At 63.0% G+C, this 14,503-nt stretch carries 15 protein-coding genes; 4 read left to right on the top strand and 11 right to left on the bottom strand.

Annotation, left to right across the window (positions count from 1 at the left end; all coding sequences use genetic code 11):
* Positions 1 to 49: 49 nt before the first annotated feature.
* From ACN9MO_RS28535 to ACN9MO_RS28525, 3 genes are read right to left on the bottom strand one after another with little or no spacing between them, the layout of a single operon-like run.
* Entirely contained in the window at positions 50 to 802 is a 753-nt protein-coding gene (locus ACN9MO_RS28535; protein WP_057251854.1) for an ABC transporter ATP-binding protein, read from the bottom strand.
* The gene (locus ACN9MO_RS28530; protein WP_113132500.1) at positions 796 to 1,866 is read right to left on the bottom strand and encodes a FecCD family ABC transporter permease; all 1,071 of its coding nucleotides are present in this window, start codon (positions 1,864 to 1,866) and stop codon (positions 796 to 798) included. Before ACN9MO_RS28530 ends, ACN9MO_RS28535 begins: the two co-directional genes overlap by 7 nt.
* Entirely contained in the window at positions 1,863 to 2,972 is a 1,110-nt protein-coding gene (locus ACN9MO_RS28525) for an ABC transporter substrate-binding protein (protein WP_425987202.1), read from the bottom strand. Before ACN9MO_RS28525 ends, ACN9MO_RS28530 begins: the two co-directional genes overlap by 4 nt.
* Between ACN9MO_RS28525 and ACN9MO_RS28520 the strand changes: the two genes are divergently transcribed.
* Positions 2,959 to 3,111, top strand: a complete 153-nt coding sequence (locus ACN9MO_RS28520; protein ID WP_162733605.1) for a hypothetical protein — start codon at positions 2,959 to 2,961, stop codon at positions 3,109 to 3,111. The two genes, ACN9MO_RS28525 and ACN9MO_RS28520, sit on opposite strands and share 14 nt — an antisense overlap.
* A 50-nt stretch (positions 3,112 to 3,161) precedes the next feature.
* Here ACN9MO_RS28520 and ACN9MO_RS28515 read toward each other — a convergent pair whose 3' ends face one another.
* Complete coding sequence (locus ACN9MO_RS28515; RefSeq protein ID WP_057251857.1) at positions 3,162 to 4,295, bottom strand: ABC transporter substrate-binding protein; 1,134 nt, start codon at positions 4,293 to 4,295, stop codon at positions 3,162 to 3,164.
* Between the two features lie 105 nt (positions 4,296 to 4,400).
* On the opposite strand from ACN9MO_RS28515, the gene ACN9MO_RS28510 reads away from it, so the two are divergent.
* Positions 4,401 to 5,204 carry a class I SAM-dependent methyltransferase gene (locus ACN9MO_RS28510; protein ID WP_057251858.1) on the top strand — a complete coding sequence of 268 codons (804 nt, stop codon included), beginning with the start codon at positions 4,401 to 4,403 and terminating at the stop codon, positions 5,202 to 5,204.
* Between the two features lie 402 nt (positions 5,205 to 5,606).
* Here the strand turns inward: ACN9MO_RS28510 and ACN9MO_RS28505 are convergent, their stop codons facing one another.
* The 3 genes from ACN9MO_RS28505 to nirK all read right to left on the bottom strand — a co-directional run bounded on the left by ACN9MO_RS28505 (position 5,607) and on the right by nirK (position 8,634).
* Positions 5,607 to 6,254 carry a Crp/Fnr family transcriptional regulator gene (locus ACN9MO_RS28505; protein ID WP_057252108.1) on the bottom strand — a complete coding sequence of 216 codons (648 nt, stop codon included), beginning with the start codon at positions 6,252 to 6,254 and terminating at the stop codon, positions 5,607 to 5,609.
* 225 nt (positions 6,255 to 6,479) lie between these two features.
* Complete coding sequence (locus ACN9MO_RS28500) at positions 6,480 to 7,397, bottom strand: SUMF1/EgtB/PvdO family nonheme iron enzyme (protein ID WP_057251859.1); 918 nt, start codon at positions 7,395 to 7,397, stop codon at positions 6,480 to 6,482.
* Positions 7,398 to 7,497: 100 nt separating this feature from the next.
* Positions 7,498 to 8,634: a copper-containing nitrite reductase gene (nirK, locus tag ACN9MO_RS28495; RefSeq protein ID WP_057251860.1), complete on the bottom strand. Its 1,137-nt coding sequence runs from the start codon at positions 8,632 to 8,634 to the stop codon at positions 7,498 to 7,500.
* A gap of 340 nt (positions 8,635 to 8,974) precedes the next feature.
* On the opposite strand from nirK, the gene ACN9MO_RS28490 reads away from it, so the two are divergent.
* The gene (locus ACN9MO_RS28490; RefSeq protein WP_113480259.1) at positions 8,975 to 10,198 is read left to right on the top strand and encodes an NnrS family protein; all 1,224 of its coding nucleotides are present in this window, start codon (positions 8,975 to 8,977) and stop codon (positions 10,196 to 10,198) included.
* A 68-nt stretch (positions 10,199 to 10,266) separates the two neighbouring features.
* Here ACN9MO_RS28490 and ACN9MO_RS28485 read toward each other — a convergent pair whose 3' ends face one another.
* The 4 genes from ACN9MO_RS28485 to ACN9MO_RS28470 all read right to left on the bottom strand — a co-directional run bounded on the left by ACN9MO_RS28485 (position 10,267) and on the right by ACN9MO_RS28470 (position 12,892).
* Positions 10,267 to 10,593 (bottom strand): metal-sulfur cluster assembly factor, encoded by a 327-nt coding sequence (locus ACN9MO_RS28485; RefSeq protein WP_057251862.1) that lies wholly within the window; start codon positions 10,591 to 10,593, stop codon positions 10,267 to 10,269.
* Entirely contained in the window at positions 10,580 to 11,110 is a 531-nt protein-coding gene (locus ACN9MO_RS28480) for a DUF2249 domain-containing protein (protein WP_057251863.1), read from the bottom strand. The genes ACN9MO_RS28485 and ACN9MO_RS28480 overlap by 14 nt, the downstream gene beginning before the upstream one ends.
* Entirely contained in the window at positions 11,091 to 12,470 is a 1,380-nt protein-coding gene (locus ACN9MO_RS28475; protein ID WP_113132501.1) for a hypothetical protein, read from the bottom strand. The genes ACN9MO_RS28480 and ACN9MO_RS28475 overlap by 20 nt, the downstream gene beginning before the upstream one ends.
* 143 nt (positions 12,471 to 12,613) lie before the next feature.
* A complete protein-coding gene (locus ACN9MO_RS28470) occupies positions 12,614 to 12,892 on the bottom strand; it encodes a DUF2249 domain-containing protein (protein WP_093235290.1) in 279 nt (92 codons plus the stop codon).
* A gap of 222 nt (positions 12,893 to 13,114) precedes the next feature.
* On the opposite strand from ACN9MO_RS28470, the gene hemN reads away from it, so the two are divergent.
* Entirely contained in the window at positions 13,115 to 14,467 is a 1,353-nt protein-coding gene (hemN, locus tag ACN9MO_RS28465; RefSeq protein ID WP_057251866.1) for an oxygen-independent coproporphyrinogen III oxidase, read from the top strand.
* Positions 14,468 to 14,503 lie beyond the last annotated feature (36 nt).

Below are 14,503 nucleotides of genomic sequence, written 5' to 3'. Positions count from 1 at the left end.
CAGTTCCAGACGGAAACCGCTTCAAATTTTCATGGAATTGTTCTGGCGCCTAAAGCGACTCGTCGACGATGACGACCGGACGCCCCATGGAGCAAGCCTCCACACGCGCCTCGACGCGGTAGACCGAGCGCAGCATGTCCGCGGTGATGACCTCATGGGTCGGGCCGCTCGCCAGCACCGAGCCGCCGCTGATGACGATCGTGTCGTCGCAGTAGCGCAGCGCATGGTTCAGGTCGTGCAGCGCGATCAGCACCGCCATGCCCGACTGCGCCGACAGGCGCTTCATGAAGCCGAGTACCTCGATCTGGCGGAAGAGATCAAGCGCCGAGGTCGGCTCGTCCATCAACAGCACTTCGGGCTTGCGCACCAGGGCCTGGGCTATGGAGACAAGCTGGCGCTGGCCACCGGAAAGCTCGCCGAGGCCGCGAAAGGCGAGGTCGGCGATCCGGAGCTCGCCGAGCACCCGGTCGATCTCGGCGAGTTCGGCGTCCTTCACCTTCCAGCCGGAACCCTGCTTGGCCGACAGAAGCACCGACTCGTAGACGGTGAGCACGGCATTGGCGCCGGTATCCTGCGGCATGTAGCAGATGCCCTCGGGCCCCTTGGACGTGTCCGAAAGGTGGACGGTGCCGGGCCCGGACGTCAGGCTTGCGATGCGCTTGAACAGCGTCGACTTGCCGGCGGCATTGGGACCGATCACCGCCGTCAGGCCACCGCCCCTAAGGACACCTGTATTGACGTCCGACAGCACCACGCGCCGGCCATAGTTCGCACCAACCTTTTCCAGCGTCAGGCTTACCATGCACGCCTCCTGTTGGTGAAAATCAGCACGAAGAAGAAGGGCACGCCGACGAGCGCGGTGATGACGCCGATCGGCAGCACCGCGCCGGGAATCAGCATCTTGCTGACGACCGAGGTGACCGAAAGCAGCAGCGCGCCGCAGAGCACCGAGGCCGGCAGGAAGAAGCGCTGATCCTCGCCGACCAGCATGCGGGCGATATGCGGCCCGACGAGACCGACGAAACCGATCGTGCCGACGAAGGAGACCGGGATCGCCGCAAGCAGGCTGACGGTCATCATCGCCTCGAGCCTTAGCCGGCGAACATTGATGCCGAAGCTCGCCGCCTTGTCGTCGCCGAGCCGAAGCGCCGTCAGCGCCCAGGCGTGCCGTGCAAAAAGCGGCAAGGCGAACAGCAGCACGGCGCCGGTGATCCAGACCTTCGGCCAGGTTGCCTTGGTGAGGCTGCCCATCGTCCAGAACACGACCGCGGCCAGCGCTTGCTCGGAGGCGAGGTATTCGAGCAGCGACAGCGCAGCATTGAAGGTGAAGACGAGCGCGATGCCGAGCAGCACGATCGTTTCCACTGTGACGCCGCGCTTGGTGGAGGCGAAGTGGATGAAGAGCGCCACCAGCATCGCCATCAGGAAGGCGTTGATCGGCACCATGTACTGGACCGCAACCGGAAAGACCGCGACGCCGGCAACGAGGCCGAGGGCCGCGCCGAAACCGGCAGCGGCGGAGATGCCGAGCGTGAACGGACTTGCCAGCGGGTTGGCGAGGATCGTCTGCATCTGCGCGCCGGCGACCGACAGCGAGGCGCCGACCGTCACGGCCATCAGCGCGATCGGCATGCGGATGTCCCAGATCACCACCCGGAGCTGGTCGCTCACGGTTTCCGACCGGAACAGCGCCGTCAGCACATCGGCAAGCGGATAATTTGCAGGGCCAAGCGCCATGTCGACCGCGACGGACGCAAACAGCGCGCCGACGAGACAGAAGATCAGCACCAAACGGCGCAGGACGAGCGCGCGATAGCGCCCCCGTCCCTCAACGCCGGAAATCTGGTCAGTCATGGCAACCATCATTCACCATCCTTCGGAAGCGAGACGAAGTAGCCCGGGCGATAGGTCACCGGCAGGAACTTCTCGTGAAACTCGCGGAAAGTCCGGTCCGGGTCGATGTCGGCAAAAAGCTCCGGCTGGAACCATTTGGCAAACTGCTGGATCGGAATGAACTCGTAAGGCGCGCCGTAGAACTGATGCCAGACGGCGTGCACGTTACCTTCCTTCACCGCCTTCAGGCCGGGAAAGCCCGGGCGCTGCATCAGGCCGCGCAGACGCTCCTCAGCCGCCGCCGCATCGGCGCCACGGCCGACGCTGACGAACTGGTTGAGATCGGATTCCGCCGACCAGTTGCTGCCGGTGATGATGACATGATCGGGATCACTGACGATGAGCTGCTCAGGATTGAGGTCGCCGAAGGTGCCCTTGATCACGTCCGAACCGATATTGTGGCCGCCCGCCTCTTCCACCATCTTGCCGAAATTCGCCGGACCGAAGGTTCGGCAGCAGACGACGTCGCCGGTGATACCGGGAGAGCGCTCGATGAAGACTTTCGGGCGTGCGATTGCCCCCGCCTTCTTCAGGCGGTCCGTCACCAACGCGATCTGGGCATTGCGGTATTCGATGAATTCACGCGCCTTTGCCTCGGCGCCGAAGAGTTGGCCGAGGATTTCGACCGATTTCTCGCTGTTGGCAGCCGGATCGACGCGGAAATCGAGATAGACGACGGCGATGCCGGCAGCCGCCGCCTTTTCGATGAAGCCCGATTCCTCGACAGCCTTCTCAGCCTCGAGGTTCAGGGTCAGCACATCGGGCTTCAGCGCGATCGCCGCTTCGAGGCTGAAATCGCCTGAAGGGATATAGCCGAAACGCGGCAGCTTCTCGATCTCGGGGAAGCGCTCGACATAGGCGGCGTAGGAATCCGGGTCCTTTTTCACGAGGTCGTCGCGCCAGCCGACGATCGTGTCGAAGACATGCTCGCCTTTCAGCGCCGCCGCGACATGGATCTGCCGCGCCTCGCCCAGCAGCACGCGCTTGGCGGGCAGCGCGATTTCGACCCGGCGGCCGGTAACGTCGATGATTTCCGCAGCACTAGCCGGCAGAGCCGCCAGCACTATGGCGGCGATCATCGCCGACGCGATTTTCCTGAAGATCGGCATTCTCATTCCTTTCGATCGCGACGCTGCTGCTGTTTTTTTAAATCGCATGCGATTTAAGGGCGAAAACATGCAGCAATTCAAAGTGCTACGGCGACCTTTGCGCGTCTAATAAGACGCGCGGCGCCGTAGAGACCTCCCCTCCTCCGGCTGTCGATCTGCTTACTTGCTGGCCGTCAGCGAAACGAAGTAGCCGCTCTCATAGGGAAGCGGCAGGAAGCGCTCATGCAGCTCCTTGAACGTCGCTTCCGGGTCGAGGTCGGCGAAGAGATCCGGATGCAGCCACTTGGCGATCTGCTGGATCGCGACGAACTGGTAGGGATTGTTGTAGAACTGGTGCCAAATGGCATGGACCTGGCCGTCCTTGACCGCCTGGACGCCGGTAAAGGCCGGGCGCTTGGTCAGGTTTTCGAGCTTGCGGGCCGCTTCCTTTACATCCGCGCCATAACCGACCCCAACCCAGGCGCCGCCCGGCACGTAACCCTGCCAGTTGCCGCCGGTGACGATGATCTGGTCCGGGTTCGCAGCGATGATCTGCTCCGGATTGACCGTGCCGAAGGTGCCGGGAATGATGTCCTTGGCCATGTTCACGCCGCCGGCGAATTCGACCATCTTGCCGAAATTCTCGTTGCCGAAGGACATGCAGCAATCGTCGGAATAACCGCCGGCGCGCTCGACGAAGACCAGCGGCTTCTTCGGGTTGGCCTTCGCCAAAACGTCGGTCACCTTGGCGATGCTTTCGGCGCGGAACTTGATGAATTCTTCGGCCTTCTCTTCCTTGCCGAGCAGCTTGCCCATCACACGCATGCTCGGCTCGGTGTTTTCCATCGGCTTTTCGCGGAAGTCGACATAGACGAGCGGGATGCCGACCTTGGCGAGCTTTTCGATGTAGCCAGCCTCCTCCGTTGCGGTCTTGGCATCGACATTCATCAAGACGACATCGGGCTTCAGCGCGACCGCCTGCTCGATGTCGAAAGTGCCGTCCTTCATGCCGCCGAAGGTCGGCAGCTTGGCGACATCAGGGTATTTCGCGAGATAGGCGGCGTAGCTTTCCGGGTCAGCCTTGGAGAGATCGTCACGCCAGCCGACGACGCGTTTGAACGGCTCGTCACGGTCGAGCGCACCGAGGAAATAGATCTGGCGCCCTTCGCCGAGGATCACGTGCTCGACCGGTACATTGACCTCGACATCGCGGCCGGTCACGTCTTTCAGCGTCACGACATCAGCGAAGGCTGCCGTTGAAAAAAGCACGCAAAAGCCCGTGGCGGCCGCAGCCACCCTGTTGAAAAACCGCATTGTTTTCTGCTCCGCTGGGAAAATCGACGCGATCTAATGTTTCATGACTTTATTAGTCAACATTTATCTTTTAGAACGCCTCCAAACAGAGACGGCGGTATCGACATGAGCGATGTAACGGATCGGCAGAACTACAACCTGCGGGATGAAATCAAGGCCTACTGGTCGGAGCGCGCCGCAACTTTCGATCTGTCACCGGGACATGAGATCTTCTCGGAGGAGGAGCGCGCTGCCTGGCACGCGTTGTTTCTACGCCACCTCGGACCTGGCGCCGGCCGCGCCGCGTTGGACCTTGCCAGCGGGACGGGCGTCATCTCGCACCTGCTCGACGAACTCGGCTTCAAGGTGCAGGGCCTGGATTGGGCCGAACCCATGCTCGAACGCGCCCGCGAAAAGGCCCGCAATCGTGGCCGCTCGATCCGCTTTGCCCTCGGCGACGCCGAAAATACCATGGAGCCCGACGGCCATTACGATGTGATCGTCAACCGGCACTTGGTGTGGACACTCGTCGATCCGGCCGCAGCCTTTGCCGAATGGCTGCGCGTGCTGAAGCCGGGCGGCACGCTGCTCGTCGTCGACGGCGACTTCGTCAACTCGACGGCACTCGAGCGGCTGTTCTCGAAGCTCAGCGCCTGGGGACAACGCCTCGGCCTCTTCAGGGCGGAAACGCCGACCGGTTCACCGCAGATGATGGCGACGCATCGCAGCATTCTCTCCCGCGTGCATTTCTCCAAGGGCGCCCACGCCGAGGCCGTCGTCGAACTGTTGCAGAAGGCCGGCTTCGTCGACATCACGGTCGACAGGGACCTGCGCGAAATCCATCGCACCCAGGCCAAGAACTGGAATGTCTTCAAGGGTCTGGCACGGCAGTCCCAGCATCGCTACGCTGTTCGCGCGGAAAAACCCTAGCAAAATCCTGCCATTGGGATTGCCCGATATCGGTTGATCCCCCACATGATAGGACGGAATTTCGACAGCCCTGTCGTGAACGATGAACTGAAAAAGGTAGAAAAATGCGCGCTACAATCTTGTTGGCAATAGTTCTGGGCCTCGCCGCATGCTCCCAAACCGGCGGTGGCGGTTACAGCGGCAACTACGAAGGCGGCGACGGTGACTTCTATCCTGGGATCGTCGCTCCAAAGTAGACGCTGAACCACCGTAAACCGTGATCTAAGATCCCTTCCCGTCGACATTGTGCAATCCTGCGATTGGCGGGGTGGGTTCTCAATAGCTCGTCACTCGCAAGTGAATGGCCGTCATGCGATGTGGAAGAACGTCGCAGGATCGCGCGCTGGTGTACGGCCGGCCATTCTAGCTGCCAATCCGTTCAGCCAGACGCCGCAAGCCTGGAATGTCCTTGAGCATCAGCTTCTGTCGTCCGCCCTGGACGAGGCCCTGCCCTTCCCAGGCGCTGAGGATGCGCGAGACGGTGTGCAGCGTTGTTCCGGTCATCTCGGCGATATCCTGGCGCGAGATCGGGAAGTCGATGCGGACGCCGCCGCCTTCCGGCTTGCCCGCCTGCTCCGCAAGGCGGAGAACCGTGTGGGCGACACGGCGCTCGACCTCTTCCGTCGACATTTCGCGGATGCGGGTATGCGCCTCGTCGAGACGCTGCCCGATCGTATGCATGGCGTTGACGGCGAGGTGAGGGTTCTTCTCGACGAAGACGTTCCAAAGCTCCGTCGGCCAGGCGAGAACCAGGCTCTCGGTCGCGGCTGTCGCCGTTCCCGGATAGTCGCTGCGCTGCAGCGCGCGGGCAAAGCCGAAGAGGTCCCCGGGATTGACGACCCGGACGATGATCTGCTGCCCGTCCTTGGTGACCTGGGTCACCTTCAGCCGGCCGTGCAGCAGCAGGAAGAAGAAGTCGGCCTGCGCACCCTGCTCGAACACGGCTTCGTTCTGCGGAACACGCCGCACCGTGGCGCGCGTCAGCAGCGAATCCAGTTCCTGATCGCTCATTTTCTGGAAAAGAGGGAGCGATTTGACGAGTGTGCGATCGAGTGCAGCCACTTTGGCATCCTGCCGTTTGAGTTGCTCTGCTCTAGCACAGCCCGGAACCCTGCAAAAGGACCACGGCGCCGCACGTCCTGTCAGATGTGCAAAGGACGCCATAGCACCGCGATTGCCACATGCTTTTGCCGGTTGAGAGGTGCGAGCCCCAGCGGGTCCACTGCCTGCGCCATGTTACCCGGCGCCCTGGAGCCGGCGTTCGAAGGCGTAGAGGAAGCCCGAATACCAGCGGCCGTCGCGCACCAACCGGAAGCCGAGATTATCGGGCGGCACGCCGACGGCGCAGCCGCCACTCTTCGGATCACGGATGAAGAAGCTCATCGATGCCCGGTGCTTGCCGTTGACGACGAAGATGCCGCAGGCGGGCTGCTCCTTCAGCACCTCGCCATCGTCGCCGATCGTCACGCGGCGGTGGCAAGTCTCTGTCCATTCCCAGACATTGCCGTCCAGGTCCGCAACGCCGTACTCGTTCTCGCCGAAAGCGCCCGAAGGCTGCGGCAGCGGGTCCTTCGCCCGCTGCCGGCTCGCCTCGCGCTCGTAGTCTGCCAACCAACGCAGCGCCGGATTTTCCTTGCTGCCGTCGATCCCGAGCGCATCGTCAGGAAACTTGGAGCCGGCGGCAAAGGCCCATTGCTGGTCGGTCGGCAGACGCCAGATTTCGCCGGTCTTCCTGGTCAGCCATGCCGCATAGTCGTTCGCGTCGGTATAGTTGACCCCGGTCATCGGCACGCCCGACAGGCCGGCACCATGGCCGCCCTCCGGCTGCTGGCAGGCGCCGTCGGCGATGCAGCGTTCAAAATCTTGACGCGTCACCTGGTACTTCATGATCTCGAGCGGCTGCTCGAGCGCCGCAACGACGATGGGCGCATCGACAGCAAAGCCGTTCTTCAGGAAGTGTCCCTCCGCCCGATAGCTCATTTGACGCGGTGCGATCGTCACGGTCACCGGCGGCCTGATCGACAGGTCGACGCCGTCCTTGAGATCGTCGAACAGCCCCACCTTCGCCGAAAGCACGCCACCGATTGCGGCCAAAAGGACGGCCGGGGCTGCGAGCGAGAGGAGCGAAACCGCAGATTTCTTGTTGCTGGTCATGGGAGGCCTCCGGGGAAGGGCACGCGCTGACGAGCGCGTGCCTTTGTTCGCGTGCGGGATCGCGCAGATCGCGGCCCCGCAATCACCTTGCTTCAGCCGTCTACATCGACGCCGGCTTGACGACCGAAGTCATGAGGTCGTCGTTCCAATCGCCGGTGACCTTGAAGTGGCCGGCAGCGCCCAGTTCGAAGGCCTCGATCAGGTTGTGGTTGACATAGGCGTACACACCCGGCTGGCGGAATGTGTAGAAGGCAGCGCCCGCGGTTCCGCCCGGAATGAGCCAGGTTTCCTGGTCGAGGTCCGGCGGGTTGCGGAACTTGCCGGTCGCCCAGACATAGTCACCATGCCCACCGATCAGGTGCGGCCGCGTATCGCGGTTGGCCTGCGAATGGACGACGAGCACGCGCTCGCCCACAGCCGCTGTCAGGGCGTTGTCGCCGGTCAGCGCGCCGACCGCGCCGTTGAAGACGATGTGGGTCGGGGTCAGCGTGCGCATCGCCTTCACCGCATCTTCGTAGGCATCACCGGGGGTTTCGTACTTCTTGTAGTTCCCGGCCTCGTCCTTCGGCACGTAGAAATCCTGCTCGCCGACATAGTAGATCTTGTCATAGGTCAACGGCTGACCCTTCTCGTCCTTCAGGCCCTCGCGCGGCAGCACCATGATGGCGCCGTTCATGCCCGAGGTGACGTGCCAGGGCACCATGCCTTCGGGCGCGCAATGGTAGACGAAGACACCGGGCTTGGTGGCCTTGAAGCGAAGCGTGGTTTCCTCGCCCGGGTTGACCTGCGTCAGCGCACCACCGCCCAGCGCGCCGGTTGCGGCGTGGAAGTCGATGTTGTGCAGCAGCGTGTTGGTCGCCGGGTTGATCAGCCGGAGCTCGACATAGTCGTTCTCGTGCACGACCAACAGCGGGCCAGGCACCGAGCCGTTGAAGGTCATTGCGTGGATCTCGGTGCCCTCGCGGTCGATCACCAGCTTCTTTTCCTCGATCGTCATGGTGAACTCGACGACGCGCGGTCCGGTCTTGGCGACCTGTTCATGGGCGTGGACGAAAGGCGGCTTGACGAGATCGACCTTCACGCGCGGCAGGGTCGAGATGTCGACGGGGGCAGCACCCGCTGCCGTGGCGGCGCCGGCCGCCTGTGCCGAAGCGGTATGGAGAAGCGGCGCAACCGCGCCCGCCAGGGCAGCGCCGGCAAGCATCGTCCGGCGGGTCATCTGAAGTTGTTCAGTCATCTTGCTCTCCTTCGACGCGCTCCAGCGGCCGGAATTGGCCTTTCTGCGAAACGCGCCTGTATTCAACGAGTTAGGGTGGGCGGCGCCGACTTGGGCGGCCTCACCTCCGGTCTCGACCACCGGTCCCCCAGCAGTCACAAAAGAAATAGAACCACAGACGAATCGCGTCTTTGTCTTGGAACAAATCGTTTCGAGGCGATCGTTTTTCTTTGCCCCGCATGAACACACCTGGCGGAGCGGGGCCGCGATACTTGCGTTTTCGCAAAGAGCCCCTCTGAAGCCATTGATAGATCAAGCCTCATCCGCAAGTCCGCAAGCACGCACGATGAGGACGACGATCATGTTGGACAGACTCATAAGACCGAAACCGAGCGGCGGCATCCCGCGCGGACTCTCCACCACCGGGCCGGTGCTTTTCTCCTATGGCTTCCGGCCGTTCTTTCTCGGTGCCGCGCTCTGGGCGATCGGTGCCATGGTGCTGTGGATCTCGGCACTGATTCTCGGGCTCGACCTTGCCGGCAACTACGGCGCCGCCCATTGGCACGCACACGAGATGCTGTTCGGCTTCTCCTCCGCCGTGCTCGGCGGCTTCCTTTTGACGGCGATCCCGAACTGGACGGGAAGGCTGCCGGTCTCCGGCGGTCCGCTCGCCGGCCTCTTTGGGCTCTGGGTGGTCGGACGGATCGCTCTGCTATCGAGCGGTTTGATCGGCCTGCCAGTCGCGGCCGGTATCGAAGCGTTGTTCCTGCCTGTGCTCCTTTTGATCTGCGCGCGCGAGGTGATCGTCGGTCGCAAATGGAAAGACCTGAAAGTCATCGGCGGGCTGGTGCTCCTGTCTGCCGCCAATATCTGCTTTCACCTTTCGGTTCTCAGCGACCTCGACGTCGATGCCGCGGCGCGACTGGCGATCGGCGCCTACACCATGCTGATCATGATCGTTGGTGGACGCATTGTGCCGAGCTTCACGCGCAACTGGCTGAACAAGGTCGGGCGCACAAATTTCCCGGTGCCCTATAACCGCTTCGACACCGCGGCGATCCTGATCGGTGTCGCGGCGCTCGCTGCCTGGACCTTCGCACCTGATCACATCGTCACGGGGACGATCGCGCTTGTCGCCTGCGCCTTCCACATGGTGCGGCTGTTCCGCTGGCGCGGATGGGCGACCCGGCCGGAGGCGCTACTCTTCGTGCTGCACGCAGCCTATGCCTTCGTGCCGCTCGGCTTCCTGGCCGTCGCCGCCGGAGCGGTCGAACTCCTGAGCGAATACCCGGTCATGCACGTGCTCACCGTGGGCGTGATTGCCTCGATGATGCTCGCCGTCATGACCCGCGCCAGCCGCGGCCACACCGGACGACCGCTGGTGGGATCAACACTCACCACCGCCTCCTACGTCGCCATCATGGCCGCAGCACTGATCCGGCCGCTGGCAGAGGTGCTGCCCGCACACTATCATCATCTGATTGCACTTTCGGGCGTGTTGTGGATTGCCGCCTTCGCGCTGTTCGCGCTCGAATACGGGCCGATGCTGGTCTGCGATCGCCGATCGCCCCGCGCGTCATCCTGACTGCACGTTCGAACCCAAAACAAAAGGCGCCGCATCAGCGGCGCCTTTTGTTTGTTGCAGGACAACTCTTAGAAGATGCCGCCTTGCGCGAATTCGATCGCGCCTTCGGCCATCATCTCAGGCGTCCAGGGCGGCTCGTAGGTCAGGCGGACCTCGGCATATTCGACGCCTGGCACATACCAGACGCAGTTCTGTACGGCCTCCTTGAGGAAGGCCGTCGCCGGGCACCCCTTGATCGTTGTCGTCATGGTGACGCGGGCGATGCCACCCTCCTGGACGTCGATGTCATAGATCAGGCCGAGATCGACGACGTTCTTGCCCATTTCGGGGTCGATGATGATGCGCAGCGCATCGCGGATCTTCGCTTCGAGGTCCAGGGTATCAGGCGCCGACATGGGAGCGCCTCCCGCCGACGCGAATAAGGATCCGGTAGGTCTCGCCGGTCGCATCGAAATTGCCGGCCCATTTGTGCCCGCGTTTGGCGAGCTCCGGATAGAGGAACAGCGGCTCGCGTGCGAGCAAGGCGAAGAGCACTTCACCCTCCGCCATCTTCTCGGCCGTCGCCAGAATGCGCACCATGGGCTCGGGCGGATCGAGCTCGGTCAGGTCGAGCTGGCGGCTCGGGTCGGGCCAGGTGTCGAGATCCGTTTCGCCGACCGAAAGCCGGATTTCGTCTACGTCTCCTTCGGGCGTGAACAGAACCTCCCAGTCGCCATTGTCGAGCGGGCGGTCCTGATGGGTGAAACCACGTCCGGCCATGACGCTGTAGAGCGGAACGGGCCGGAAGGTTGCAATCAGCTTCAGCGCCTGGCCCGGCGCCAGATTGTCAACGGCATTCATGATGGCCTGGAACGGGTCGCTGCCACCGCGCAACAGCGGTCGGACATCGAGTTCATAGGGATCTTGGCTCATGGGAACCTCCGTGAGGAATGGATGGCAAAAACAGGCCTGGTCGAACAAGTCCATCAGGCAATCGAAGTTCAGCCGGAACGTTGATCAGACGCCGTGTTCGCACGAACTCCAGGATGAGCGCATTGACGGCAATCAATTGGCCGAGGCTCGCAAAGCGAAAGAGGACAACACTCCCGATCAGCAGGGCCAGAGTACCGAGCGCTACCGTCAGATAATAGAGCCAAAACCAGCGAAGGGCCGAGACCTCGACGACGAGGTCCTGAACCCTTGGCGTTGGCATACGCCCAAGCGCCGGCCCGTAGCATTCGAGCCAGGTCATGAACGGCACGATCTTGTAGAGCTGGGCAAGGCCCATGCCCGTCAGCCAGCCGAAGGCGACGAGATAGATAACGGCACCGGAACCCGCGTCGAGACGGCCGGTCGCGAGCAGCGCGACGAACAGCGCAGTCGCAGCGATCAACGACGCGAAGGCGCCGATGCTGGCGCGGCTGTTGAGCTCGATCGCCTTGCGGCGACGCTCCCGATAGATCCGCAGGATATCGGCGATATAGATCGCCACCACGGCAGCGCCGGAGCCAACGGCGAGGAGTAGGAGCGAGGAGCGACCGAAAGTACCCGCGAGAATGACCGGCACAGCCGCTGCAAGAAGGCCGAGGCAAAGGGCACCAAGCGCGAAGACCACGCGACTGCTTGTCCGCTCCTTGTCCGGCGACAGCATGAACATGGTCAAAAGCCGATAACTGACGCCCATGGTGGTGAAGCTCAACCAGCCGCACAGGCCCAGGGAAGCATGCAGTGAAAGCCCATCGATCGTCAGGTCGATCGCAGCTTCCGCATCGATCAACCCCGACAGTACCCCGGCATAGACGCCGCCGAGCAGCATCGTGCCGAAGAGCGCAGCAAGACCGACCGCGACGAAGCGGGCCGGGAGCGGCAGGGGGCGGGCATGCCAGAGCGTGGCTGCGAAAGCAAAGCCAAGCACCGAAAACCCGACAATTGAGAAAGCGGCTCCCACAGGAAGCAGTGTTACCGGAAGATCTATCGCGCCGGACAGGCTGACGAAACCAAGTGTCAGGCCGGCGATGCCGGCGATGAGGAAGAGGAGCGCCGGCAGCGCGACGCTCGGGAAGGAAAGCGGCCGGCCGACGAGGACCGGCACGAACTGCAGCAGCGCGCCGGTCATCAACAGGCTCAACCAGCCCAGGACGACGGCATGGACGAGCGCCAGCGTTTCGGGCGCCTCAAGGGCTGAGACCGGGTAGCCGTAGCCGAGAACCATCATGATCTCGCCAAGGACGAGAAAGATCAGCGCGGCCGCGAAGTAGGACATCGTCCAGCGGGATAGCGTTGCTGCGAACATGGTGGTTCATCCCCTAGAGCACGATGGTTTTGGCCGAGCCGACCAAAAGCCATAAACGTGACCGATTCTCGTAAGTTAGAGCGGGATGTGAGCGGAAATCCGCATCCACTTTTCCCGATCCCGCTCTTGAGGCGCACTGGGGCTCAGTGCCCGCCGCAGCAGCAATCGCAGCCGGAGGACTGCTGCCGGCCGATTTCGACACGCCAGACAGCCGGTCCCTGCTCGAGATACTCCCAGGTGAACTCGCCCGGATAGCGCGTTTCCAGCTGGTAGTGCAGCGGACGCGGATCGTGATCGTTGATGATGATGAAGGCACCACCCTCGGCAAGCGCATTCAGCATGCCGAAGATTTTCGGATGGCGCTCCACCGGCGGAATGGTCCGCACATCGATGAAGGGCTTGTCGGTCTCTGCAATGGTCATGGTCATCCGCTCTAGGCGCCGTCGTTTGATGATGGTCCGGGAAACGCCGGCGCACACGCCCCGGATTTCCGCAACCTAGCGGCGGCGGCACCGCGACATTTTGTCGAAGCGCAAACAAATCCCGGTTTGGCCGAGACCACCCCCGTCCTTGACTTTTCGCAAAGAGTTGCCGGGCCGCGAGGCCTAGAAAGGTGCATCCATCGGCACCCAGATGAGGACGAAATGTTAGCTTCCGCGCTCCTGAAATACGGTGAAATGCGCCTGCCGCGCTACACGAGTTACCCGACCGCCCCACGCTTTGCCGCAACGGTCGACGACCACACCTACGGCGACTGGCTGAAGGCTATCCCCGCAGGTGAGGACGTGTCGCTCTATCTGCACATCCCTTTCTGTCGCTCGATGTGCTGGTACTGCGGCTGCCACACGACGATCACCAAGAAGGACGATCCGATCCTCGATTATCTCGACGTGCTGAGAGACGAGATCCGCATGGTCGCCGACACCGTCGGCAGGCCGCTGCCTGTCGCGGAAGTGCACTTCGGGGGCGGCACGCCCACGATCATCGAGCCGCGCGAATTCCTCGCGCTGATGACGCTGATGCGTGAGCGCTTCGCACTGTCGCCGTCGGCCAACGTCGCCGTCGAGATCGATCCGCGCCGGCTGACACTCGCCATGGCCGAGGCGCTCGGCGAAGGCGGCGTCAAGCGCGCCAGCCTTGGCGTGCAAAGCTTCGATCCCGTTGTGCAGAAGGCGATCAATCGCATTCAGAGTGAGAAGCAGACGGCCGAAGCGGTCGCCCATTTGCGCGGCGCCGGCATTGGCGGGATCAATTTCGACCTGATCTACGGCCTGCCGCATCAAACGGTGCGCTCCTGCATCGAGACTGTCGAAGCGGCCGTCACGATGCGTCCGGAGCGGTTCGCCGTTTTCGGCTACGCCCATGTGCCAAGCTTCAAGAAGCATCAGCGCATGATCGACGAGACGGCACTGCCGGACAGTAGCGCCCGCGCCGAACAGGCGCTGGCCATCGGCGAGGCGCTGATCAAGGCCGGCTACCGGCAGATCGGCCTCGACCATTTCGCCCTGCCTGACGACGACCTCGTCACCGCCCAGGCGACCGGCCGGCTTCGCCGCAACTTCCAGGGCTATACCACCGACAACTGCGAGACGCTGATCGGTTTCGGCGCCTCGGCGATCGGCCGCTCGCGCGACGGCTATGTGCAGAACGAGGTGCCGCCCGGTGTCTATGCGAGCCGAATCGCCTCGGGCCGCCTCGCAACCACCAAGGGCTACCGGCTGACCGACGAGGACCGGCTGCGCGCCGCGATCATCGAACGGCTGATGTGCGATTTCAGTGTCGATATTCCCGCGATCGCCGCGGCGCACGGCCGGGACGGGCAGTCGCTCGTCGAAGGCAACGGCAAATTGGCGGAGCTGCGGCAGGATGGCGTGATCGACATCGCTGATGGCGTCATCACGGTCCGCCCCGAACACCGCTTCGTCATCCGCGCGGTCGCGGCCGCCTTCGATGCCTATATCGACGAGTCCCAGAGAGTACACAGCAAGGCGGCTTGAGCGATCTTATCCCGTCTTGAACGCGAAAGGCCCGGC

This window comes from Ensifer sp. R-19 (genome assembly GCF_049905105.1).
Classification (GTDB): domain Bacteria; phylum Pseudomonadota; class Alphaproteobacteria; order Rhizobiales; family Rhizobiaceae; genus Ensifer.
This window is presented reverse-complemented; position numbering and strand designations above follow the sequence as displayed.